Genomic DNA, 21,682 nt, shown 5'->3' on the forward strand with positions numbered 1-21,682 from the left:
TTTCTCCGGTACGGGGATCAGCGGTCGATGCCGGCCAGGGTCTCCTGCAGCACCTGGTGCGCAGCCTCGTACTCGGCGATCTGGTCGCCCGGGGCGAGCGTGGCCGCGTTGGCCAGCGACTGCAGCACGGCGTCGACGGCGGGGTGGCCGGTGCCGCCCGTGGCGTCCAGGCGGTACTCCGGGTCCGGCCGCACGGCCTGCTCGCCGGGCTGCCCGGCACCCTGCGGGGACGGGCCCGGGCGGAAACCACCGGGCGGCGGCCCCGGACGGAAGCCGCCGGGCGGCGGGCCCGGACGAGGTGCCTGGTTCGGGTACGTCACGGCGTGGCCTCCGGCGTGGCGGGGTTGGTCGTCTTCTTCGCGGCCTTCTTGGCCGGGGTGCTCTCGGCGGCAGCCGGCTCACCCGCGGCCGGCGTGGTCTTCTTCGCCGCGGTCTTCTTGGCGGCTGTCCTCTTCGCGGCTGTCGGCGGCAGCTCGGTCGCCGCGGCGGCCTCCTTCACCGGCGCGGTCGGCGCGGCCACGGTTCCCGGCGGGGTCGCCGGTTCCGCGGCTGCGGCCTTCGCCGCCTTGGCGGCTGTCGCCGGACCGGTGGTCGGCGCCGGAGCAGCGGCCTTCGCCGGAGCGGTCTTGGCCGGACCGGGCTTGGCCGGACCGGGCTTGGCCGGACCCGCCTTGCTCGGCCCCGCCTTGGCCGGACCCGCCTTGCTGGGCGCGGGCTTCGGCGGTGCGCCCTTGACCGGGGCGGCCCCGGGCGTCGCCGCCTTGACGGGTGCGGGCGAAGTGCCGTTGCTCGCCGGCGGGGCAGCCTTCGCGGCCTTGCGCCCCGGCGTCGCCCCGGCGGGCCTCGCGGTCGTCGTCGGTGCGGCGGCGGCCGGCATCGCGTTCGGGGTCGCCTTGACCGCCTTGCGCGCCACGGCCTTCTTCGCCACAGCCTTCTTGGCCGGCGGCACGACGTCGGCCGGGCCCGGCTCGGCCAGCGTCACGTCAGCGGCAGCCGCACCGCCGTCCGTGCCCTCGACCGTGCCGGCCCGCGCCTGCGCCAGGCGCAGCTGACGTTCCAGGTCGCGTACCCGGCTGTTGAGGTCGGACACCTCGTCGGCCGTCGCCAGGCCGACCAGGCCGAGCGCCCGGTCCACCTCGAAGCGCACGATGTTGGTCAGCGCCTCGCGGTTGGCCAGGCCGGTCGACATCAGATCCTCGACCAGGCCCTGCACCTGCGCGGCCGTCGCGCCGCCACGGTTCACGAGTTCGCCGGCCACCTGCTGCGCCCGCTTGCGCGGTGCCTCGGTCAGTCCGAGCGCCATCTCCAGATACGCCCGCCATGCGTCCTGCATGTTGCTCCCCTCCGGCTCGCGCCACACGTGTGCGGGTGCAACGCTACCGGGCGTACCCGCAGGTGCATTGCGGTACCGTGCGGAGCGTCGAGGTGGTGTCGTGGAGGAGGTCCGGAATTGGCCAGCGTGGACGAGTGCCGGCAGGCGTTGCACGATCTCGCCGCCCGGCTGGACGCGAACGCCGAGACCCGCGGCCGGCTCGACCTGGACCGGACGCTCGCCTGCCGGGTGAGTGACCTGGACACGGCCTTCCACGCCCGCCTGGCCGGCGGCCGCCTGGTCGACATCGCCGACGGCGACGACCCGAAGGCCAAGATCGCCCTGATCGCGGCCAGCGACGACCTGATCGCGCTGGTCACGGGCCGGCTCGACGTCACCCGGGCGATCGCCTCGCGGCAGGTGTCGATCAAGGCCAACCCCTTCGATCTGCTGAAGCTGCGCAAGCTGCTCTAGCCCCAGCCGTACGACCTGAGGCGTACGAGAAATGACGCCTCTGGACGGACGCGCGCAGTCCCGTCGCCGGCCACGATGGGCTCATGACAGCACCCGTCGAGGCTCGGCGACTCACCAAGCGCTACGGCACCCTGACCGCGGTCGACAGTCTGGATCTGCGGGTCGAGGCCGGCGAGGTCTACGGCTTTCTCGGTCCCAACGGCGCCGGTAAGACCACCACGCTGCGCATGCTGCTGGGGCTGATCCGGCCCACGTCCGGTGCGGTGCGTCTGTTCGGCCGGGCTCCGGGGCGGCTCGACGGGGTCGGCGCGCTCATCGAGGGGCCGGGCTTCTACCCGTACCTGAGCGGCCGCGACAATCTGCGGGTCATGGCCCGCCACGCCGGCGTCGGGCCCGGCCGGGTCGCGGCAGTGCTCGACCAGGTCGAGCTGACCGGCCGGGCCGGCGACCGCTGTGCGACCTACTCGCTCGGCATGAAGCAGCGCCTGGGGGTGGCCGCCGCTCTGCTCAAGGATCCGCGTCTGGTCGTGCTCGACGAGCCGACCAACGGCCTGGATCCGGCCGGCCTGGCGGACATGCGCCTGCTGGTGCGCCGCCTCGGCGCGGCCGGCTGCACGGTGCTGCTCTCGAGTCATTTGATGACCGAGGTGCAGGAGCTGTGCGACCGGGTGGGCGTCATCGCGGGCGGCCGGCTGGTGGCGGAGAGCACGGTCGCCGAGCTGCGCGGCGAGCCGGGCCTGCGGCTGGTCGCCGAGCCGCTGGAGGACGCCGCGGAGCGGGCCCGGAGGTTGCTCGGTGAGCGTGCCGTCCAGGTCACCGACGGCGCTCTGCGGCTCACCGTGTCCCCCGAGCGCGCCGCCGAGGTGAACGCCGCCCTCGTCGGCGCCGGCATAGCGGTCAGCGAGCTGCGCGCCGACGAACGCAGCCTCGAGGAGGCCTTCCTGGCCCTGACCTCCGGAGCAAGCCGTGCGTGACGCCATCCGGGCCGAGACGATCAAGCTGGTACGGCGCCCGGCGATCCGCGCGTTGCTGGCCATCGCGCTCGGTCTGAGCCTGACCTTCACCTATCTGATCCCCTATGCCGGCTACGCGGGCGGCACCGACGGCCCCCGCGCCGACCGCGGCCTGGCGGCGCTGCTGCCGGATCAGCTCGTCGGCAACTCCATCGGCGGCCTGCCGGTGTTCCTCGGGGCGCTGATGCTGATCCTCGGCGTGCTGGCGGTCGGCAGCGAGTACGCCTGGGGCACCTGGAAGACAGTCCTCACCCAGGATCCGGTCCGCCTGCGTGTCTACGCCGCCAAGCTGGTCACGCTCGGCCTGGCCGCGCTCGCCGGGGTGCTCGCCGTGTTCGCCGCGGGCGCGGTGGCGAGCGTCGCCGTCGCGTCCGCCGAGGACCGGGCGATCGCCTGGCCGGGCGCCGGCGACCTGCTCGCCGGGATCGCCGGGGGCTGGTTGATCGCGGCGATGTGGACGGTCCTCGGCGCGCTGGTGGGCATCGCCCTGCGCGGCGTCGCCCTGCCGGTCGGCCTGGGCCTGGTGTGGCTGCTCGCCGTGCAGAATCTGCTGGCTCTGATAGCCGCGCCTCTGCTCGGCTGGGTGGCGCAGCTGCAGAAGGCGCTGCCCGGCCCGAACGCGGGCTCGCTGGTCGCGGCCCTCGGCGCGGGCGGCGACACCCCCGGCGTCGAGGCGCTGGTCGGGGGCGGCCGGGCCGCGCTGACCGTGGGGGCATATCTGCTGGTGTTCGCGGCGGCGGGCGGCGCGCTGCTGCGTCGCCGTGACATCCTGTGAGCGTCATGAAACGGGTACGCGGATACCTGACGGACGGGCTGCTCACCGTCGCTCTGCTGGCGGTCGGCCTGGCCGGCACCGCGCCCGCGGGCCGCAACCAGGGCATCCCATCGGTGTCCGGCTGGGCGTACGCCCTGGTGGTCACCGCGGCTCTGGTGCTCGCGGCCCGGCGCCTGCTGCCCGTGACAGTCCTGGCCGTCACGACGGTGGCTGTTTCCCTCTATCTGCTGGGCGGCTACCCGTTCGGGCCGATCCTGCTGAGCCTGGCCATCGCCGTCTACACGGTCGCGGCCCACCGACCGCTCGGCCAGGCCGCCATCGCGGCAGCCGGCGCTCTCGGCCTGCTGATCATCGCCGGCCTGATCGGCGACGGGCTCGGCATGGAGGCCGTCGCCCCGCAGGTCGCCTGGGTGGCCGGCCCCCTGGCGATCGGCGTGACCGTGCGGGTGGGGCGCGAGCAGGTCCTGCAGAATCGCCGCGACGAGGCCCGCAGGCAGGCGGACGCCGAGCGCCTGCGAGTGGCCCAGGAGGTGCACGACGTGGTCGGCCACGGCCTGGCCGCGATCATGATGCAGGCCGACATCGCCCTGCACGTGCTGCCGAAACAACCGGAGCAGGCGGAGGCCGCGCTGACGGCGATCAGCCGTACCAGCCGCGAATCCCTCGACGAGCTGCGGGCCACGCTGGGCGCGGTCCGCCGGGGCGACGACCCCGACGACCGCTCACCCGTCCCGGGCCTGGCCCGCCTGGACGAACTCGTGGACCGCACCCGCGCCGTGGGTGTCCCGGTGGCGGTCGACGTGGCCGGGCCGCTGGGTTCGCTGCCCGCGGCGGTCGACCTGGCGGCGTACCGGATCGTGCAGGAGTCACTGACCAACGTCCTGCGCCACGCGGGGACGGCCACCGCCTCGGTCCGCGTCGCCCTGACCGGCGACGACCTGACCGTCTCGATCAGCGACACCGGCCGCGGAGGCCCGCCCCGCCCGGCCCGCCACGGCCACGGCCTGGCCGGCATGAAGGAACGCGTGTCAGCCCTCGGCGGCTCATTGACCGCGGGCCCCCGACCGGAAGGCGGTTTCGCCGTGACCGCGACCCTCCCGGTGCGCCGATGATCACCGGCCGGCCGATCAGCGTGGTGATCGCCGACGACCAGGACCTCGTCCGGCTGGGCCTGCGTACCCTGCTGACCAGCGAGGACGACCTGCTGGTGGCCGGCGAGGCGGCAGACGGGCTGGCCGCGGTCGAGCAGACCAGAACCCACCGCCCGGACGTGGTCCTGATGGACGTCCGCATGCCCGGCATCGACGGCATCGAAGCGACCCGCCGCATCGCCGCCGACCCGGCGCTGACCGGCACCCGGGTGATCGTCCTGACCACCTTCGAGATCGACGCCTACGTCTTCGACGCCCTCCGCCACGGCGCCAGCGGCTTTCTCATCAAGGACACCAAGCCGGCCGAACTCGTCCGCGCGATCCGCCTGGTGGCCGCCGGTGAAGCCCTGCTGTCGCCGTCGGTGACCCGGCGGGTCGTCCGCGAGTTCGCCTCCCGGCCGACCCGCGTGCTGCGACCGCATCCCCGCCTCGACGCCCTCACCGACCGCGAACGCGAAGTCGTCAGCCTGGTCGGCGAAGGTCTGAGCAACGAGGAGATAGCGGCCCGGCTGATTCTGAGCCCGGCTACGGCCCGGACCCACGTCAGCCGGGCCATGGTGAAACTGACCGCCCGCGACCGCGCCCAGCTGGTGGTCTTCGCCTACCAGTCCGGCCTGGTCGACTGACCACAGCGGCCCCGCACGGGCCGGGCGGCCGGGGAAACGTATTCAGCCCGGATCCGGCGCGGGCCGCTCAAGATGAATGCGTGACGCATTTCGGCGAGCTCGACAAATGTCACGGCCGCGGCCCGCATTATCGCCGGGACTCCGTCGCGCCGGACCCACCGAATGGCCGTCATCCACCCGGGTGAAGCTCACCGAATGCCCTCCGGACCACCATTCCGGAGGGTTTCTCTCATCAGCCATCCGAACCCGGCCCCCTCCACCCGCCCGACCTGCACCGCGTCGCCGATCCCGAGCCGGACAACAGCCGGACGGCCGACCACCTACCACCATCCACAGCCCACCCGCTCCGGCCTTTCCGCTTACCCCGGTCGTGGCTCATCACCCTTCCGAGCCCGCCCCGGGCCATTCGGCCGTTTACGTGATCGGCCGCCGCTGGCTTACCTTTTGTATCCCCGGCTGCGTCGTCCGCACGGTTCCGGAGGGAATTCCCGCTGAGCTGAGATACCCGGGCGGAGGTGTCGGCACATCGTCATCGTGGATCTTGTCACCGGGCCGGCTCTCGGCACGCTTGTTGTTCTTTCCGGTCTTCTCTGGGGCGTTGCCGGCGCCGGCCGGTGGCTGTTGCGGCCCGAGGTTGTCCGGGGCCGGGGGCTGCGGGACTGGCCCGCGCTCGCCCTCTCCGTCCCGCACGTTCTCGTCGCCCTGCCGTTTCTGCTGGCCGGTGCGCCGTACCCGTTCTGGGTCGGGGTCGTGGTCGCCGCCGTGGCCGGGCTCGGGCACGCCGGACTGCGGATGGGCGGGCGGCTGTCCGACGACGGCCGGGTCTTCAGCGTCTCCGGACCCCTGCTGGCCGTACTGGTCGTCTCGACGCTGCTGCTGGAGTTCGGCGCGCTGCTCGTCGTCCGGCTCGCCGTGGTGCGTGATCCGGGCGGCACGTTCGCCAGTGGTTTCGCCCCCGACGCCCTGCGGCAGGCATGGTCGGCGCTGGGTCAGCCGGCGCTCGGGATCGCCGTCGTGCTCGGACTCGTCGCCTGGCTGAGCCGGTCCGCCGGCCGCAGAGCCCAGCGGGTACGCCGGGCCGTCACCTGGACCACCCGCACCGACAGTCTGGAGCACATCCACTCCGCCGCCCTGTCCGCGGCGCTCGCCGGCGTTGTTCTCCTGCCGTTCGTCCTGCCGCTGTTCTTCGGCTCCGGGTCGGTCGCGCTCACTGCCGGGCCGGTCGCCACCCCCGAGTACGGGAAACTCCTCCTGCTCGCCGCCCTGGCCTTCGTGGTGGCCCGCGACAGCTTCCGGTTCCGGGCCGTCAGTGTCCTGGACACGTGGCGGGACATCCGTGACGGCGCCGGCAGCGTGTGGCGGAGCTCCACCTTGCGCGCCCTGTATCGCGCCGGTCGTTTCCTCGGTCTGCCGCTCGCCCTGTTCGGGCTGGTCGCCGTGGCCAGCGGGTTGCGGCACGACTTCGGCACCGTGGTGCCCGCCGCGCTGATGACGACCGGGGTGACCTGGGCCGCCACCCGGCGCAACGTGGAGCAGGACCGGGGCGGGGACCCCGGGCGGGCCGGGTGGGCGGTACGGATGCTGTCCGCGTACCGGATCTTCATTGCGCTTGCCGTGCTTTTCATCGTCGGGGCCGTGAGCCTCTTCAGCACCGACTATGTCGGGGAGCGGGGCCGGGTCTGGAACGATCCCTGGGTCTTCCGCTGGGACGCGCCCTGCATGGCCGTCGACACGCGCACGGAGTCCGGCCCGGCGGTCCCGGCCGGCCAGGTGCCCTGCCGCCGGTCACTGGCCGCCGATGTCGAGAGTGAGCGCTCGCAGGTCGCGCGGGCGATCGCGGCCACCGCCGACGGCGGGCTCTGGGGGCGCGGGCTGCGCGACACGGCCGCCGGGGCGGTCACCGCCGGGACCACCGACTTCGTGCTGGCCGTCGTCTGGAACAAACTCGGCGGCCTGGTCGTCATCGCCGTCGGGCTGCTGGTGGTCCTGCTCGGCGCCGGACTGGTACGGGCCAACGCGCCCCCGCCCGGCTACGAACGGCCACCGCTGGCCATGCTGTTCGGCGCCGGACTGGGCGCGATGATCGTCGGGCAGTTCCTGTTCGTCCTCGCCGCGACGGCCAACCTGGTGCCGCACACCGGTATCCCGGCGCCGTTCCTGTCCCGCGGCGGGCAGTCGACGCTCACGGTCGCGCTCGGCATCATCCTGACCCTGCTGGCCGCCCGCACCTCAGCGAACCGGGCAACCCGAACGACCGGCCCGGCCACCCCGAGCCGGCCGGCGCCCGGGACCGGAGCCGGACCGGGAGCCCAGGCGGCAGCCGGACCAGGAGCATGGGCAGGAGCCTGGCCCGGAAACCGGGCGGCCGGTCCCGGAAACCGGCCCGGAACCGGACCGGGAGCCCAGGCCCGACCGGGGGCCCAGGCCCGACCGGGGGCCCAGGCCCGACCGGGAGCCCTGGCCGGGGCCGGGACAGAGCCCGCCGAGCCGGCCCGCGTCGGCACCTCGCTCGTCACGGTCGGCGCGATGGTCGCCGTCGTGGCGGGTCTGACCCTCGTCCCCTACTCGGCGCCGCGGCTAGCCGGCCTGCGGCTGCCGGCCGTCTACGACCCGCATCGGGTCACGTGCCCAGCCCGTACCGCTGATCGCGCCGGACTCACCGCCCGGGCGCCGGACCCGGCAGCCTGCTCGACCGACCTCATCGCCCAGGCCCGCACCCGGGTCGAGCTGCGCTTCGGCGACCGGCCCGGTTTTGTCCTCGACCGCACCGGCGACGGCTGGCAGCCGGTGCCCGCGAGCCGGCCGGCCGGACTGACCCCGGCTGATCTCACCGGCCTGATCCGCGTCGCCGGCGGCCCGGCCGGGATCGTGGAACGCAGCTATCCCGCCGTGATCTCCGGTACCGCCGGGCCCGGTCTCGGGGACCGCCTGCTGCCCCCGCCGGCCGGCGGCCGCGTCGACGGCCGGGTCCGCCTCACGCTCGATCCCGGGTGGCAGCACGCCGCGGCCGAGGCGCTGCGCGGTGGCGCCCCCGCCGGCATCGTCGTCCTGGACGCGACCTCCGGTGACGTGCTCGTCAGCGCCAGCACTCCGGTCGCGCCCACCAAGGTCATGCCTGCTCGCCCCGAGGCCGCAGCCGCCGGTAAGTTCGCCGCTTCGCACAACTACTACGTGCGCCCGGATCCGGAGGGCCGGCTCGCGGACGGCCGGCCCGATCCGTGGTGCCCGCGGCGCAGCCGGGACGACATCGGCCAGGACTCGTGCTGGCGCTGGTCGCACGCCCCGCGACCGGCTCCCGCCGCCGACGCGGACGCGCAGGTCAACCGGGGCTTCGGTCGCCGCTACGGGCTCGGTTCCGCGTTCGACGTGGTGGTGGCCGCGGCGTATCTGGACAGCGACCGCGCCGGCGAGCCGCCGGCCGGAGACGACTGCCCGGGTACGGAGGTACCCGACGCCCTCGCCGCCTCCTGCCACGCCGTGTTCGTCGAGCTTGCCGGCCGTCTGGGCTGGCCCGCGATCGCCGCCCAGGCCCAGCGGTTCGGGCTGCAGACCGGCGACTGCCCCACGAACGATCCGTGGCCGGCCGGTCGCCTGGTCGGCACCGCCGCCTCCTGCGTGCCCACAGTGGATGGACTGGGCGCGTACGCCGGGGAGTCACCGCAGCTGGCCGGCACCCCGCTGGCCCTGGCGGCGGTCATGGCCGCTGTCGCCAACGGCGGCCGGGCCGTGCATCCGCGGCTCATCAGCAGCGTCACCGATCCGGGCACCGGCCGCACCACACCGGTGGCCACCGTCGAGCCGGAACAGGCGCTCAGCGCGGCGACGAGCCGGCAGCTGCGGGCTGCGCTGGCCCGCGGCAGTACCGGCGTTTTCGCAGGTCGGAACTCGTGGGCCGGCGGGTTCCTGGACACCCCCCGCGGTCCCCTCGGTTACGCGGTCGTCGTGGAGGCGGGCGACGACGCCGGGGGCGGCCCGCGGGCCCGGCAGCTCGCCGCGGTGATGGGCACAGCGATCGGAGAGACCCGATGAGTACGGCCGACGCCCGCTTCGAACGGGCTGTCCTCGATGCGTTCCGGCGTGCGGTCGGGCGCTACTGCACGATCGTCAACGCGGGCGGCCTGGACCCGGGCTCGTTGCGGGTCTCGGTGTCCGTGCTGACCCGGACGCCGATGAGCCGGGAGTTCGGCGGCAAGGTGCACCGGATCGTCCACCAGCACATCAACGCGCAGCTCCCGCGGGCCCGGGTCGTCTCGGTCGGTTTCGCGGTCGACCCGGCGCTGCCCGAGCCCGGCCACGAGTTCCTCATCCAGCCACCGGCCCTGCCCGCGCCGAAGCAGACGCTGCCCCTGACCAGCACAGATCCGCCGCCGATGGTCCCGTCCGCGACCGCGCATCTGACCCTGCGGTACGGCGCCGACTTCCGCTGGGTCTGCCACCTGGCCTCCGCCCCGGGCTGGGTGCCGCTGGGCCGCTGGACCGGACGGGCCGGCCCCGACGCCTCGGTACGCCTGCCCGAGTACGCCACCTTCCTGCCCCGCGGCGAGCTGCTGTACCTGCGCCACGACGGCCACCGCGTCGAGTTCGCCCGGTCCCGGATCCGGCCCGACTACCTGGTCACCATCGACGGCACCCCGCTGCACCCGGACGGCCGGCTGATCCAGGCCGGGCCGGCCGGCTCGATCGGTTACACGGACGGCACCGCGTCGTCCACCCTGCTCGACTACCACCTCGCCTGGGAGGGCGGCCATGGCTGATCCGGACGAACCCGCGATGGTCATCGACCTCAGCGGGCCGCAGTGGCAGGTGCTGCTGACCGTCGCCCCGCCCAGCGGGCGGGAACGCAAGAGCGTCGACTTCGACGTGCCGCCGATCGGTGGCGGGGCGACCGGTCAGCTGCGGCGCATCCACACGCAGGTCATCTTCACCACCGCGACCAACGAGCGGAACGGCTGGCCGGACTGGCACGTGAAGATCTACGGCTGCGCCGACCTCGGTGACGCCGAGGCGCTGCGCCAGCACCTGCATGAGCAGGCGACGGCGTTGCAGCGGGCCAACCGCTACCTCGGGGGTACGGACCGCCGTACCCCCGTCGAGCCGCCCTGGGCCGTGGTGCCGGTGCAGGTGGTCCGCGGTGACGGCCAGCTCGAACAGCTCTCCGGCGCGGTCACCACCCGGCTCGGCACCCCGTCCGATCAGATCGTCGCGCAGCTGCACCGCCGGTTGCCGTCGTGGATCGGCGAGGGCGCCCGCCCCGACCTGTACCTGCTGGCTGTCTCCCCGCAGATCGACCTGTTGCGCTGGGAGCCGGTACGGCGCTGGCCCGGCACCGAGCACCTGGGTGACTTCCGCCTGCTCGCCGCCGGCCTGGATCAGCTGCACCAGCTCAAGTGGGCGCACTGCGACATCAAGCCGGAGAACGTCTGCTGGTGCGCCAACCAGGACAGCAGCGGTTACGTGCTGATCGACACGGACGCCGCCACCCAGGCCGACCCGCCGCCGGCCGTCCTGCGCGGCACCGAGCTCTACGAGTACGGCGGCATCCGTCGCATGCGGCACGACACCGCCCGCGGCTGGAACCTCACGCCCGGCCTGCTCTACGCCCAGGACCGCTTCGGTTTCCTCATCGTGGTGCTGTGCGCGCTCGCCGGCCGGCACTGGGTGGAACACACGCTGCTGCACACGGATCCCGACAACCCGGCGCAGCGCGTGGCCGACAGCGAGGAGGCGGTGCTGAAGGCGCTACGGGAGCACTGGGCCGATCCCCGCTGGGAGCCGTTGATCGTCGTGCTGGCCCAGCCGTTCGGCACCGGGCCGCGCGGGCAGATCGCCATCGAGTCACCGCATCCGTGGGCGCAGTCGTGGCTGACCGAGGTGTTCGCGGCCGAGCAGCGGTGCGCGGACGAGCCGGCTCCGGTCGCGGCGGGCACCCGTACCGACCTGGTGTACGCGTTCGCCGGCGCCATCGAGCAGATCCGCGCGTACGCCCAGCACGGTCCGGCCACGCGACCCGAGCGGGTGCACCGGGCGTACGACGCGATCGGCCGCCAGGCGCAAGCGGTGGCCCTGCGCCGGGCCGCGCTCTGGTTGTCGATCTGGGTTGTCGGTTGCGTCGTCGCCGGGGCGGCGCTGGGAGTTCTGGCGGGCGGGGGATGACGTGAACCGTTCATGGCGTGAGGCGTTGGAGCAGCGGGTGGCCCGGCAGTGCGGCGAGCCCGACGAGCACTTCGCCGGGTACGGCCACCAGTTCGGCGACTGGATCGATGCCGCACCCGGCTCCGGGCAGCCGGCGTTCGTGGAGGTCGAGGCGGGCGTGGCCGGTTACCTCGGGGTGGCCGCGCGGACCGGGAGCCGCTGGGGCGCCGCCGCCGGCCTGGTGCTGGGCGGCGCCGCGGCGGTGCTGTCGTTCCTGGTCGTCTGGCTGGCCGGCTGATGCGCTGGTCGAAGCCGCCCCCGCCGCCGGAGGACCCGACCAGCCGCTTCGGCAGCACCTGCCCGGTGTGCCGGCAGCTGCTCGGCGCCGCCCAGCCGCCGCTGGACCCGGAGACCGGCCGGTTCATGATGCCGCCGTCGTTCCGGCTCGAGGTCGGCGCGCCCGACGGCCGCAACGGGATGCCGTGGCGGGTGACGATGCTGGCCGGCAACTACCGTCCGGCGGAGTCGCTGGATCCGGCCTTCAACGAGCATGAGGTCGACTTCGTCTACCTGCTCTGCGGCGGCGGGCACATCTTCCCCGACGCCACGCCCGTCTTCCGGGCCGGTCCGGCCCGCCGGCCGGACGAGGCCCGCCAGACCATCGACGAGTGGAACATGGTCGCGGCCATGGGCGCGCCGGCCAGCGGCAAGACGTACCTGCTGGTCCGGATGCTGAAGCAGAACCTCGACAACCTGACCCGGTGGGACGCCCAGGACGATCCGGGCCGGATCCGGCTGCGCAAGCTCAGCCCGCTGGAGGAGCTGCCGCTGACCTCGCGGATCGGCAAGTACAACGACACCCGGCAGACCGGGGAGGCGATCCAGCCCACCGGTACGGACGGCCAGGCGACCCCGGCCGGCATGCTCCAGGACCAGCTGCGGGACGCGCTCGCGGCGATCCAGGAGCTGGTCCGGCGTACGGTCGTCGACGGCGAACGCCGGGCTCAGCAGTGGGGCAAGCAGTTCCGCCAGCCGCTGGTGGTACGCACCGACAGCGCCGGCCGGCGCACCTGGACCGGGGTGGCCGACCTGCCCGGTGAGTTGTTCGACGAGCGCGGCAACAACCGCCGCGAGGCCGGGATGCTGCGCTCGTTCGACGCACTGCTGTGGGTCGTCGACCCGGCGGTCGCCCCGAACGCGCCCGAGTGGATGACGACCGAGTCGGTGGCCGAGGAGCGGCTGCTGCTCGACGGCAGCCTGCGGCCCGGCACGGTCAAGGCGTCCGGCGCCGACGTCGTGCGCGGCAACCGCGAGTCCATCCAGGACGACATCGGGTTGCAGATCACCATGGTCGACGGGCTGTTCGCGACCAACGAGGGCCGGCCGCTGCAGATGCTGGTGGCGATCAGCAAGTGTGACCTGATCCGCGCGGCGCTGGAGAAGCCCGGCCTGGACCTGCGGGACATCGGCGCGCCGGGCGAGGTCGAACGCGGCACGGCGACCTACCTGTCCGTCGCGATGGACCGCTGGTCGCGCGGCGCGGGCGCCGATCCGGGCGCCACCCAGCTGCTGACCTACATCTGGGGCGCGCACAACCCCGAGCCCGCCGTACGGCAGCGCCGCGCCGTGCAGGTGGCGCGCGGGCTGCTGGACCACTTCTCGCAGCCCGAGGAGTTCTGGAAGCTGGTCCACGTCGGCACCGACAACGAGGTCAGCATCCCGCGCGGGGACATGACCAGTGAGGTGCCGCAGCACGTCCGGGTCCCCTCGATCGACGAGCACCTCGACAGCGCCCTGCAGCCCGGTTCCGGCGCGCTGATCCTGCTGCGGGACCTGATCATGTCGGCGGTCGGCTGCGGGCTCGCCTACGGCCTCGGCCAGCAGAGCGCCCTGTTCCGGATGCACCGCGAACCGTGGATCACCCTGCGGTTCTTCCTGTGCTCGCCGCTGGCCACCGTACCGATCGCGGTGGACGACATCCGGCTCAAGCCGCTCGACCCCCGCGACCGTTTCCCCCGCGTCGACGACCGCGCCGCCGCACTGACCCAACTCCTGCTGGCCGTTCTTGGGAGGGCTCGTAGATGACCGACGGCATGATCATGGTGCAGTGGGCCGACCTGACCGGCCGGGGTTTCAGCCCGCACGACGTGGGCCCGGCCGCACCCCGCGAATACTGGGCGGCCGCCGAACGGCTGCTGCAGGCGGATCTGAACCAGCCACCCGAGGGCATCCGCTCGACGGTCGGCCATCCGGTGTGGACGTTGCGCCGCGTCGCCGTGCAGGGCCGCCGGCTGTGGTGCTTCGTCGTGCAGGGCCGCCGAGGGCCGTTCGGGGTCGCCGGCACCTGCCGCTTCGCGTTCGCGGCCGAGGGCATGTCAGCCCTGGACGCCTGGACCGCCGGCACCGAGCTGGCCGCGGAGGACCGGCCGGAGCTCCCGGACGACGAGCGCTTCCAGACCGTCGTGATGCAGGTGCTCGGCGGCATCGTGACCCGGCAGGCCGCCGTCCCGGTGGACGGCGACCCGGCGCAGACCGCGGCGATCATCCCGGCTGTTCTGCGCGTGCTGCCCGAACGCGAGCTGCGCTCCTGGTCCTGGTCGACGTGCATGCTGCAACGCCCGGACTCCCCCGAGCTGCGGGTCGTGGCCGGCGGCTGGCCGGCGGACTTCCGCCGCCAGGAACCGCACCGGGCGGACAGCATCGACCAGTGGTTCCGCCGCGGCCCGGTGACCGAGGAGGAGATCAAGACCAGGCTGGGCACTGCTGCCGTACGGCGGGGCTTCGAGTACCTGGTGCACTATGCCGCGACGGGTAAACGCCCCGACCCCGAGCTGTTGCGGGGCGAGCTCACTCTCGACGAGATGCTGGTCGAGCTGGGCCACGCCAACCACGTACCGGAGTGGCACGACGTACCGTCCATGGTGCAGACGCCCGGCGGTCGCCGGCGGCTGGCCGAGGGCCACCTGCCGCTGGTCACCGAGTGGGCCGGTAAGGAACCGGTGGAGGCGGTCCGCGTGTTGCGGGAGGAGCTGAGTGCGCCGCTGGAGCAGGCCCTGCTCACCGGCGTGATCCGGGCGCAGGACGACCGGCCGGACAACATCCTGGGCCTGCCCACCGCGGAGCGGCCGGAGCTGACAGCCTGGCACGAGCGGCTGGCCACCCTGCTGTTGAGCGCCTATCCGCAGCCCAAGCGCCTGCGGTCGGTCACCGAGGGCTGGATCACCCGGTCCGGCGTGCTGGGCGACCTGAAGGACCGGGTCGCCGCCCGCGCGTGGCTCAAGCGGCTGGGCCTCACCACGCAGGCCGACAGCGAGTACTTCCCGCCGGACGCGGGCATCGTCGTCGGCGAGCTCAACGAGCATCTGATCTACACCCAGGCCGCGCACGACGAGGTGGTCCTGGCGGCCAAGCCGCTACGGTTCCTGAGCTCCCTGACGACACAGTTGCAGCCGCTGCCCAGCCAGGCCGTGGGGACCATGCTGTGGCTGTCGGCCATGGAGACGCCGCGGGCGGGCACGGATCCGGACGTGCTCCAGCGGCTCGCGCGGGACCTCACCCGTACCGCCCTGCAGGGCCGCTGCGACGAGCAGTGGATCGACGCCATGCTCGACACCGTGCAGCAACAGCTCGCGGGCGGCCGCTCGACCCGGCTGCAGCGGATGATGTACGGCGCCCTGGAAGCGCTGCTGGAACTCGATCCGGAGGCGCCCCGCACGAGCTCCCTCGTGCAGCGCTGCCGGGTCATCGGCTACGACAACAACGCCTCGTCCCAGGTCGCCACCGCGCTGAAGCTGGCCACCAGCGGACCGGCACCGGCGACCCAGCCGCTCAGCTGGGGCCAGGACACCGGCAGTTTCAAAACCATCTCCCGGCGTACTCCGGGGCCACAGGGCACCGGCCTGCGTCAGCGGTTCTCCGGCCGGGGACCCGTGTATCTCGCTGGGAGTGTCGTCGCCGTCGCGGTGCTCGTTTCCGCCGGCGCGTTCATCGCCACCCGTACCGACGGCGCCGCGCCCGTGCCGCCGCAGCCGACCCGGACGGCGTCGGCGCCGGCGCCGGCGCCGGCGCCGGCGAGCATCGTCCGCCTCCCACCGAAGACGATCACCATGCCGCCACTGGCGCCCGGATCCCGCACCGACGACGAGCGGACGTTCCGCCAGCAGTTCGACCCGCAGTCACCGGGTGCCGTCCCGGCCTCCGTCACGCTCGTGAACTACGGCAATGACCTGAGCCGGGCGGCCGAGCTGGAGAAAGCCCTCAAGCGGTCCCCGGACCTGAAGGACGTACCGTTCCAGCTGGTGGATGCCCGGGAAAGCTCACCCGGCGGCAAGTTGGTCGCCACCGTCTACTTCAACCGCTGAGACGCCGGAGGGGAGAGCCGCCCGGCTCTCCCCTCCGGTCACTTGAAGCGCCACCTCGGCATCGTGGCGTCGGTGCCGCCCTCGGCCTCCGGATCGGGCACGGCCACCGACGTCCCCGGGTTCGCCGGCCGGGTGGCCGACTCGTCCGCCGGCCAGTCGTTGTAGCCGCTCCGGTCCGGCTTGACCCGGCGCGGGCCCGGAAAACGCAGCGTACGGCGGGTAGCCGTCTCGTTCGCCGGGGCGCCGTTCAGCCGGTGCAGTTCCTCGCCGTGCCGCCGGTCCAGCTCCCGCTTACGGATCTCCGTCTCCACCTGCGTCTCCCGGCCGGCGGTCTCCCTGCGGATCTGCTCCTGCCGCAACGCCCGCGCCTCGAGCTCCTGACGTTCCTGCTCGCGCTCGAACTCGATCCGCGTCCGCGCCGCCTCCACGTCACTCTTCTCCGCGGTGGCCAGGATCTCGTCGTACGCGGTCGGCGGCCCGATGTTGAGCAGGAACTTGGTCAGCACCGGCAGGATCTCGATCGCGGTGATGAACAACAGCAGCGTCAGGTACGCGGTCTTCAGCGTGGTGTTGCTGTCCGTGATCTGGCTCAGCGCCTCCAGCTGAGCGAGCAGGCCCCGGTCGTTGCCGCTGTCGATCAGGTAGCGGTCCTCCTCGGCCTGCTTCTGGCTCTTGAGCCGGGCGAGCTCCGCTTCCTTGGTGGCCAGCTCGGTCTGCGCGGTCGCCTGTTCCTTGGTGCTCGTGGACGCCTGACGCGCCGCGGCGGCACTCCGGGACCGTTCCAGCTTTTCCTTGGCGGCGTCCCGCTGCTCCCGCAACTCACCGGCGGCCCGCAACTTCGTCTTGTACGCCGGCCCGCCACCCTTCTGCCCGGTGCCGTCGGAGCCGTCGAACTCGGCAATCGCCTTGGCCCGCGCCTCGCTGTACCGCTTCTCCAGCGCGTCGTACTCGGCCTGGTCCCGCTTGACCCCGGGGTCCTGACCGACCAGATCCTGCACCAGCGAACCGGCCGCGACCTGCTGCAGCTTGGTGACCTCGGCCTGCAACGCGGGGATGACGGCGAAGCGGGTGTCGGACCGCAGCTTCTGCTCGTAGGTGTTGCGCTCGACCTGCTGGGTGATGGTGAGCTGGGCCTGGATCTCCCGCTGGAAGATCCACAGCACCAGCGGCGTCGAAACCACGGCGCCGATGACCAGCGCCAGCAGGATCCGCGGTACGAGCGTGGCCAGGTTCTGCCACCACAGCTCACGCCGGCCCGCCGCGGCCACCAGCCAGCGGTCCAGGTTGGCGATGGCCAGCGCCCACAGGACTCCGATTCCGACGGAGACGGCCAGCGGGGCCCGCACCCCGGTGTGCAGGGCGAAGCCCGCGGAGAGCCCGGCCATCGCCGCCGTGGTCAGCACGACGCCGCCCAGCCCGGAGTATTTGCGTTTCTCGCGGGGGCTCCGCGAAAGGGTGTCGGGGTCGGCGCCGGAGAGCCAGATCAGCAACCCCCGCCGCGGGGAATTCATGTCCTTGTGTGCGCTTGCAGCCACTGACTGTCGACTCCCGTCGGACTCTGGGAGTCCACTATCTCCGGCCGTCCCGGACACGGAAATCCCCCGTAGGCGTGGTGCCCACGGGGGATCAACGACAGTTCACGAGCAGCGGTTACAGCCCCCAGGCGGCGAAGAGCTCCCGGGCGGCGCCCGAGCCGGCCTGCGCCTTGCCGCCGTCCCAGACGAAGCCGGTCAGCAGCCGCAACGCGTCAACCGGGTCACCGGAGCCGTCGAGCTTGCCGTCGGCCAGCCGCCAGCCGCCGAGCTCGTCGCTGCCGGCAGCGAGCCGGGCCGCGGGTGCCGGACCGAACAGACCGGACAGGTCCGCCGCCACGAACGTCGGCCGCCGCTCCGGCGGGGCCGCGAGCAGCTCCGCGGGCCCGCTGACGCCGGTGAGAACCAGCAGACTGTCCATGCCCGCACCGACCGCACCCTCGATGTCGGTGTCGAGCCGATCGCCGACGGCAAGTGGCCGCTGCGACTTCGACAGCGAAGCCGCGGTCTCGAACAACGCCGGCGCGGGCTTGCCCACGACCACATCGGGCTCACGGTTCAGCGCGGTCCGCAGCACCGACACCAGCGAACCGTTGCCCGGCAGCGGGCCACGCGGGCTCGGCAGGGTGCGGTCGGTGTTGGTCGCCATCCACAGCGCCCCGGCGCGGACCGCGAGCGAAGCCTCGGCCAGCACCTTCCAGCCGACGTCCGGGCCGTAACCCTGCACGACGGCCACCGGCTCGTCCTCGAACCGCTCGACCGGAACAAGCCCGGCATCGCGCACCTCGGCCCGCAACGCCTCCGCCCCGACAACCAGCACCGGGGCACCGGCGGGCAACCGCTGGGCCAGCAGGGCGGCCGCCGCACCGGCCGAGGTCAGCACCTCGTCGGCGGCGGCGGAAACACCCATGCCGGTGAGCAGCGCGGCGACATCGGGGGCCCGCCGCGACGCGTTGTTGGTCGCGTACGCGATGGCCGTGCCGGCCGAGCGCAGTCGCTCGACCGCCTCGGCCGCCCCGTCGATCGGCTTGTCGATCAGGTAGATGACGCCGTCCAGGTCAAAAATGACCAGGTCGTACGCCTCAACCAGACTCACGCGCGGTCCTTGTCGTTCTTGTCGGCGGTCTCGGCCTCCGCGGCGTCTTCCTTGTCCTCCGCCGTGTCGCCGGTGACGTCGGCGGCCTTGGCCTCCGGCTCGTCGGCCTCGGCCTCCGTCACCTGGTCTTCGTCGATGCCGGCGTCGACGTCCTCGATCAGGTCGTCGTCCTCGTCATCTTCGTCGTCCTCGTCGGCGAACGCCTCGTCGCGGTATTCCCCGTCCGCTTCGTCCGCGTCCGTCTCCGCCGTGGCGTCCGTCTCCGCCGCGGTGGCCGAGGTCTCGACGGGCTGGTCGTCGTCGTCCTCGGGCTCGTCGCCCTCGATCGTGACGCCGTCCAGCTCGAGCAGCCGCTCGGCCGCGTCGGTCAAGTTGTCCTCGTCAGCGGCCGCGGCCCGAGCGAACCACTCCCGGGCCTCGTCCCGCCGGCCGGCCGCGAGCAACGCGTCGGCGTAGGCGTACCGCAGCCGGACAGCCCACTCGGCGTCCTCGTCAGCGGTCAACTCCCGGACCTGCAACATCGCCACGGCGGCGTCGTGCTGCCCGAGGTCACCACGGGCGCCGGCGGCCACGATGAGCAGCTCGATCGCGCCCGCCTTGTCGAGGCTGTCCTTGTCCGCGCCACGGAACAGGTCAATCGCCCGTTCCGGCCGGCCCAGGGCCCGCTCACAGTCGGCCAGCTCGGCCAGGTGCGTCTGCCGCCCCGTCATCCGGTGGTACGTGCGCAGCTCGGCAATCGCGGTGGTCCAGTCCCCCACGGCGTACGCGGCGAGCCCGACGGCCTCCCGCACCACAGCGATCCGCGAAGCCATCCGCCGAGCGGCGATGGCGTGCTGAAGCGCCAGCTCGGAATCCTCGTCAATGATCTGACCGGCGGCAACAAGGTGCCGCGCGACCAGGTCGGCGGTGTCCCGGGACAGACTCAGCAGCTCGGCGCGAACCTCCTTGTCGAGGTCCGTCGCGACAACGTCCTCAGGCAGCTCGGGCGCCTGGAACGCGGGCTGCTGCAGATCGGGCTGCTCGAAGCCACGCTCACCCCGAGGGCCCCGGTCATCCCGAGGCGCGCGGTCGTCCCGAGGTGCCCGGTCGTCCCGGGGTGCCCGGTCGTCGCGGGCCGGGCGGTCGTTGCGGAAGTTGCGGTCGTCGCGCGGGCCACGGTCGTCACGAGGTGCCCGGTCCGGGCGAGGGCCGCGGTCGTCGCGGGGTGCTCGGTCGCGGAAGCCGCCGTCACGGGGGCCGCGGTCGCCGGCGGGACGGTCGCCACCGCGGTATCCGCCGCGGTCGCCGCCACCCTGGTAGCCGCCGCCCTGCGGACGGTCACCGCCGCTGCGGAAGCCGCCGCGGTCACCACCCTGGGGACGGTCTCCCTGCGGTCGGTCACCCTGGGGCCGGTCGCCTCGGTAACCGCCGTCGGGGCGATTGCCCGGCCGGTCGCCACCGCGGTATCCACCCCGGTCGCCGCCGCCCTGGTAGCCGCCACGGTCGCCGCTCTGAGGACGGTCGCCCCGGTAACCACCACCGGAACCACCCTGGAAGCTGCTGCGCGGGCCGCTGTCGGAGCGGTCGCCACCACGGTATCCACCGCGGTCGCCGCCACCCTGATAGCCGCCGCGGTCGCCGCCGCCCTGGTAGCCGCCACGGTCACGGTCGCCACCACGGAAGCCGCCGCCCTGGGGACGGTCACCGCCACTGCGGAACCCGCCGCGGTCGCCGCCACCCTGGTAGCCGCCACGGTCACGGTCGCCACCACGGAAACCGCCGCCCTGGGGACGGTCACCGCCACTGCGGAACCCGCCGCGGTCGCCGCCACCCTGATAGCCGCCGCCCTGCGGACGGTCGCCGCCGCTGCGGTAACCACCGGACGAGCCGCCCCGGTCGCCGCCACCCTGGTATCCACCACGGTCGCGGTCACCACCACGGAAACCACCCTGCGGACGGTCACCACCACTGCGGAACCCACCGCGGTCGCCACCCCGGTCACTGCCGCCCTGGTAACCGCCACGGTCACGGTCACCACCACGGAAACCACCCTGCGGACGGTCACCGCCACTGCGGAAGCCGCCACCCTGCGGGCGGTCGCCACCGCTCCGGAACCCGCCGCGGTCGCCGCCACCCTGATAGCCGCCACCCTGCGGACGGTCACCACCGCTGCGGTAACCACCAGACGAGCCACCCCGGTCGCCGCCACCCTGGTAACCACCACGGTCACGGTCACCACCACGGAAACCACCCTGCGGACGGTCACCACCACTGCGGAACCCGCCGCCTTGCGGACGGTCGCCACCGCTACGGAAGCCACCACCCTGGGGACGGTCACCACCGCTCCGGAACCCGCCGCGGTCGCCGCCACCCTGATAGCCGCCGCCCTGCGGACGGTCACCGCCGCTGCGGTAACCACCGGACGAGCCACCCCGATCCCCGCCACCCTGGTATCCACCACGGTCACGGTCACCACCCCGGAAGCCACCTCGGTCGCCGCCGGACGAACCTCCCCGGTCGCGGTCGCCGCCGCGGAAGCCGCCCCGGTCACCGCGGTCACCGCCCCGGTCACCGCCGGCTCGGAAGCCACCTTCGCGGCGCGGGCCGCCTCGGTCTCCCCGGTCACCGCGGGGGTTCGCGCCGGAGCCTCCGTCGCGACCGCGGCCGTCCCGGCCTTCGTCGTCGCGGTTGCTGGAGCCGCCGTCCTGCGGTCCTGGGTTCACGGGTCAAGTCCTTCCAAGTTCGGCGAGGCCCTCACAACATCGGCGGGGCCGCCGGAGCACATCAAGTACGGAGCAGATCACTACGGGTAGTACAAGATCGTTCAGGTGCCGGCCCAGCCATCAGGCGCGGGGGCGCGGGTCGAGCGCGCGTCCACCCAACGCTACTAGGGCCCTGACGCACAAAAGCAGTCGAGGGCCAACCCCTATGGGGAAGGCCCTCGACTGTACGTTGAGTCCGGCGGCGTCCTACTCTCCCACACCCTCCCGAGTGCAGTACCATCGGCGCTGGAGGGCTTAGCTTCCGGGTTCGGAATGAGACCGGGCGTTTCCCCTCCGCTATAACCACCGAAACAGCTATCAGCGACACAACCAACACCCCAGCACCCAGAAGAACCCCTCACGGGTCCCTTCCGGGCAGGGTGGTTGTTTGCTGTGAATCACACAGTGGACGCGGTCGAACATCAAGTTTGGTGTAGTTAAGCCCTCGGCCTATTAGTACCGGTCGACT

Annotated in this window: 16 protein-coding genes, 1 rRNA gene and 1 pseudogene; 12 read left to right on the top strand and 6 right to left on the bottom strand. The window is 73.3% G+C overall.

Annotated elements, in window-relative coordinates:
• Window positions 1-17: 17 nt before the first annotated feature.
• Both AB0C12_RS06585 and AB0C12_RS06590 read right to left on the bottom strand, forming a co-directional pair.
• Window positions 18-320, bottom strand: a complete 303-nt coding sequence (locus AB0C12_RS06585; RefSeq protein WP_360544857.1) for a hypothetical protein — start codon at window positions 318-320, stop codon at window positions 18-20.
• Between the two features lie 575 nt (window positions 321-895).
• Window positions 896-1,333, bottom strand: a pseudogene (locus AB0C12_RS06590) (hypothetical protein); the annotation flags it as partial.
• 117 nt (window positions 1,334-1,450) lie between these two features.
• Here AB0C12_RS06590 and AB0C12_RS06595 point away from each other — a divergent pair.
• The 11 genes from AB0C12_RS06595 to AB0C12_RS06645 all read left to right on the top strand — a co-directional run bounded on the left by AB0C12_RS06595 (window position 1,451) and on the right by AB0C12_RS06645 (window position 15,844).
• Window positions 1,451-1,786 carry an SCP2 sterol-binding domain-containing protein gene (locus AB0C12_RS06595; protein WP_360544859.1) on the top strand — a complete coding sequence of 112 codons (336 nt, stop codon included), beginning with the start codon at window positions 1,451-1,453 and terminating at the stop codon, window positions 1,784-1,786.
• A gap of 83 nt (window positions 1,787-1,869) precedes the next feature.
• Window positions 1,870-2,760 (top strand): ATP-binding cassette domain-containing protein, encoded by an 891-nt coding sequence (locus AB0C12_RS06600; RefSeq protein WP_360544861.1) that lies wholly within the window; start codon window positions 1,870-1,872, stop codon window positions 2,758-2,760.
• A complete protein-coding gene (locus AB0C12_RS06605) occupies window positions 2,753-3,574 on the top strand; it encodes an ABC transporter permease (RefSeq protein WP_360544863.1) in 822 nt (273 codons plus the stop codon). The genes AB0C12_RS06600 and AB0C12_RS06605 overlap by 8 nt, the downstream gene beginning before the upstream one ends.
• A 5-nt stretch (window positions 3,575-3,579) precedes the next feature.
• Complete coding sequence (locus AB0C12_RS06610) at window positions 3,580-4,686, top strand: sensor histidine kinase (protein ID WP_360544865.1); 1,107 nt, start codon at window positions 3,580-3,582, stop codon at window positions 4,684-4,686.
• Window positions 4,683-5,351, top strand: coding sequence for a response regulator transcription factor (locus tag AB0C12_RS06615; protein WP_360544867.1), 669 nt, complete (start codon window positions 4,683-4,685; stop codon window positions 5,349-5,351). Before AB0C12_RS06610 ends, AB0C12_RS06615 begins: the two co-directional genes overlap by 4 nt.
• A gap of 534 nt (window positions 5,352-5,885) precedes the next feature.
• Window positions 5,886-9,380, top strand: a complete 3,495-nt coding sequence (locus AB0C12_RS06620) for an FtsW/RodA/SpoVE family cell cycle protein (RefSeq protein WP_360544869.1) — start codon at window positions 5,886-5,888, stop codon at window positions 9,378-9,380.
• The gene (locus AB0C12_RS06625) at window positions 9,377-10,105 is read left to right on the top strand and encodes a hypothetical protein (protein WP_360544871.1); all 729 of its coding nucleotides are present in this window, start codon (window positions 9,377-9,379) and stop codon (window positions 10,103-10,105) included. The genes AB0C12_RS06620 and AB0C12_RS06625 overlap by 4 nt, the downstream gene beginning before the upstream one ends.
• Window positions 10,098-11,504: a hypothetical protein gene (locus AB0C12_RS06630; RefSeq protein ID WP_360544873.1), complete on the top strand. Its 1,407-nt coding sequence runs from the start codon at window positions 10,098-10,100 to the stop codon at window positions 11,502-11,504. The genes AB0C12_RS06625 and AB0C12_RS06630 overlap by 8 nt, the downstream gene beginning before the upstream one ends.
• A gap of 1 nt (window position 11,505) precedes the next feature.
• Window positions 11,506-11,781: a hypothetical protein gene (locus AB0C12_RS06635; protein WP_360544875.1), complete on the top strand. Its 276-nt coding sequence runs from the start codon at window positions 11,506-11,508 to the stop codon at window positions 11,779-11,781.
• Window positions 11,781-13,568: a hypothetical protein gene (locus AB0C12_RS06640; RefSeq protein ID WP_360544877.1), complete on the top strand. Its 1,788-nt coding sequence runs from the start codon at window positions 11,781-11,783 to the stop codon at window positions 13,566-13,568. The genes AB0C12_RS06635 and AB0C12_RS06640 overlap by 1 nt, the downstream gene beginning before the upstream one ends.
• Window positions 13,565-15,844: a hypothetical protein gene (locus tag AB0C12_RS06645; protein WP_360544879.1), complete on the top strand. Its 2,280-nt coding sequence runs from the start codon at window positions 13,565-13,567 to the stop codon at window positions 15,842-15,844. Before AB0C12_RS06640 ends, AB0C12_RS06645 begins: the two co-directional genes overlap by 4 nt.
• 38 nt (window positions 15,845-15,882) lie before the next feature.
• On the opposite strand, the gene AB0C12_RS06650 is transcribed toward AB0C12_RS06645, so the two are convergent.
• The 3 genes from AB0C12_RS06650 to AB0C12_RS06660 form a co-directional block, all read right to left on the bottom strand.
• Complete coding sequence (locus AB0C12_RS06650; RefSeq protein WP_360544881.1) at window positions 15,883-17,355, bottom strand: DUF4407 domain-containing protein; 1,473 nt, start codon at window positions 17,353-17,355, stop codon at window positions 15,883-15,885.
• Between the two features lie 139 nt (window positions 17,356-17,494).
• Window positions 17,495-18,472 carry an HAD-IIA family hydrolase gene (locus tag AB0C12_RS06655; RefSeq protein ID WP_360544883.1) on the bottom strand — a complete coding sequence of 326 codons (978 nt, stop codon included), beginning with the start codon at window positions 18,470-18,472 and terminating at the stop codon, window positions 17,495-17,497.
• Window positions 18,469-19,284: a Replicase polyprotein 1ab gene (locus AB0C12_RS06660; protein ID WP_360544885.1), complete on the bottom strand. Its 816-nt coding sequence runs from the start codon at window positions 19,282-19,284 to the stop codon at window positions 18,469-18,471. Before AB0C12_RS06660 ends, AB0C12_RS06655 begins: the two co-directional genes overlap by 4 nt.
• 18 nt (window positions 19,285-19,302) lie before the next feature.
• Here AB0C12_RS06660 and AB0C12_RS06665 point away from each other — a divergent pair, with 18 nt between their 5' ends.
• Window positions 19,303-21,264 (top strand): hypothetical protein, encoded by a 1,962-nt coding sequence (locus tag AB0C12_RS06665; RefSeq protein ID WP_360544887.1) that lies wholly within the window; start codon window positions 19,303-19,305, stop codon window positions 21,262-21,264.
• Between the two features lie 143 nt (window positions 21,265-21,407).
• Here the strand turns inward: AB0C12_RS06665 and rrf are convergent.
• Window positions 21,408-21,524 (bottom strand): 5S ribosomal RNA (gene rrf, locus AB0C12_RS06670).
• Window positions 21,525-21,682 lie beyond the last annotated feature (158 nt).

It is taken from the genome of Actinoplanes sp. NPDC048967 (assembly GCF_040649415.1).
GTDB lineage: Bacteria > Actinomycetota > Actinomycetes > Mycobacteriales > Micromonosporaceae > Actinoplanes.

Excerpts from the sequence above, each read along its gene's own strand:
- AB0C12_RS06600 (WP_360544861.1), top strand. The coding sequence starts at position 1,870 with ATGACAGCACCCGTCGAGGCTCGGCGACTCACCAAGCGCTACGGCACC.
- AB0C12_RS06610 (WP_360544865.1), top strand. The coding sequence starts at position 3,580 with ATGAAACGGGTACGCGGATACCTGACGGACGGGCTGCTCACCGTCGCT.
- AB0C12_RS06615 (WP_360544867.1), top strand. The coding sequence starts at position 4,683 with ATGATCACCGGCCGGCCGATCAGCGTGGTGATCGCCGACGACCAGGAC.
- AB0C12_RS06625 (WP_360544871.1), top strand. The coding sequence starts at position 9,377 with ATGAGTACGGCCGACGCCCGCTTCGAACGGGCTGTCCTCGATGCGTTC.
- AB0C12_RS06630 (WP_360544873.1), top strand. The coding sequence starts at position 10,098 with ATGGCTGATCCGGACGAACCCGCGATGGTCATCGACCTCAGCGGGCCG.
- AB0C12_RS06640 (WP_360544877.1), top strand. The coding sequence starts at position 11,781 with ATGCGCTGGTCGAAGCCGCCCCCGCCGCCGGAGGACCCGACCAGCCGC.
- AB0C12_RS06645 (WP_360544879.1), top strand. The coding sequence starts at position 13,565 with ATGACCGACGGCATGATCATGGTGCAGTGGGCCGACCTGACCGGCCGG.
- AB0C12_RS06650 (WP_360544881.1), bottom strand. The coding sequence starts at position 17,355 with ATGAATTCCCCGCGGCGGGGGTTGCTGATCTGGCTCTCCGGCGCCGAC.
- AB0C12_RS06660 (WP_360544885.1), bottom strand. The coding sequence starts at position 19,284 with ATGGCTTCGCGGATCGCTGTGGTGCGGGAGGCCGTCGGGCTCGCCGCG.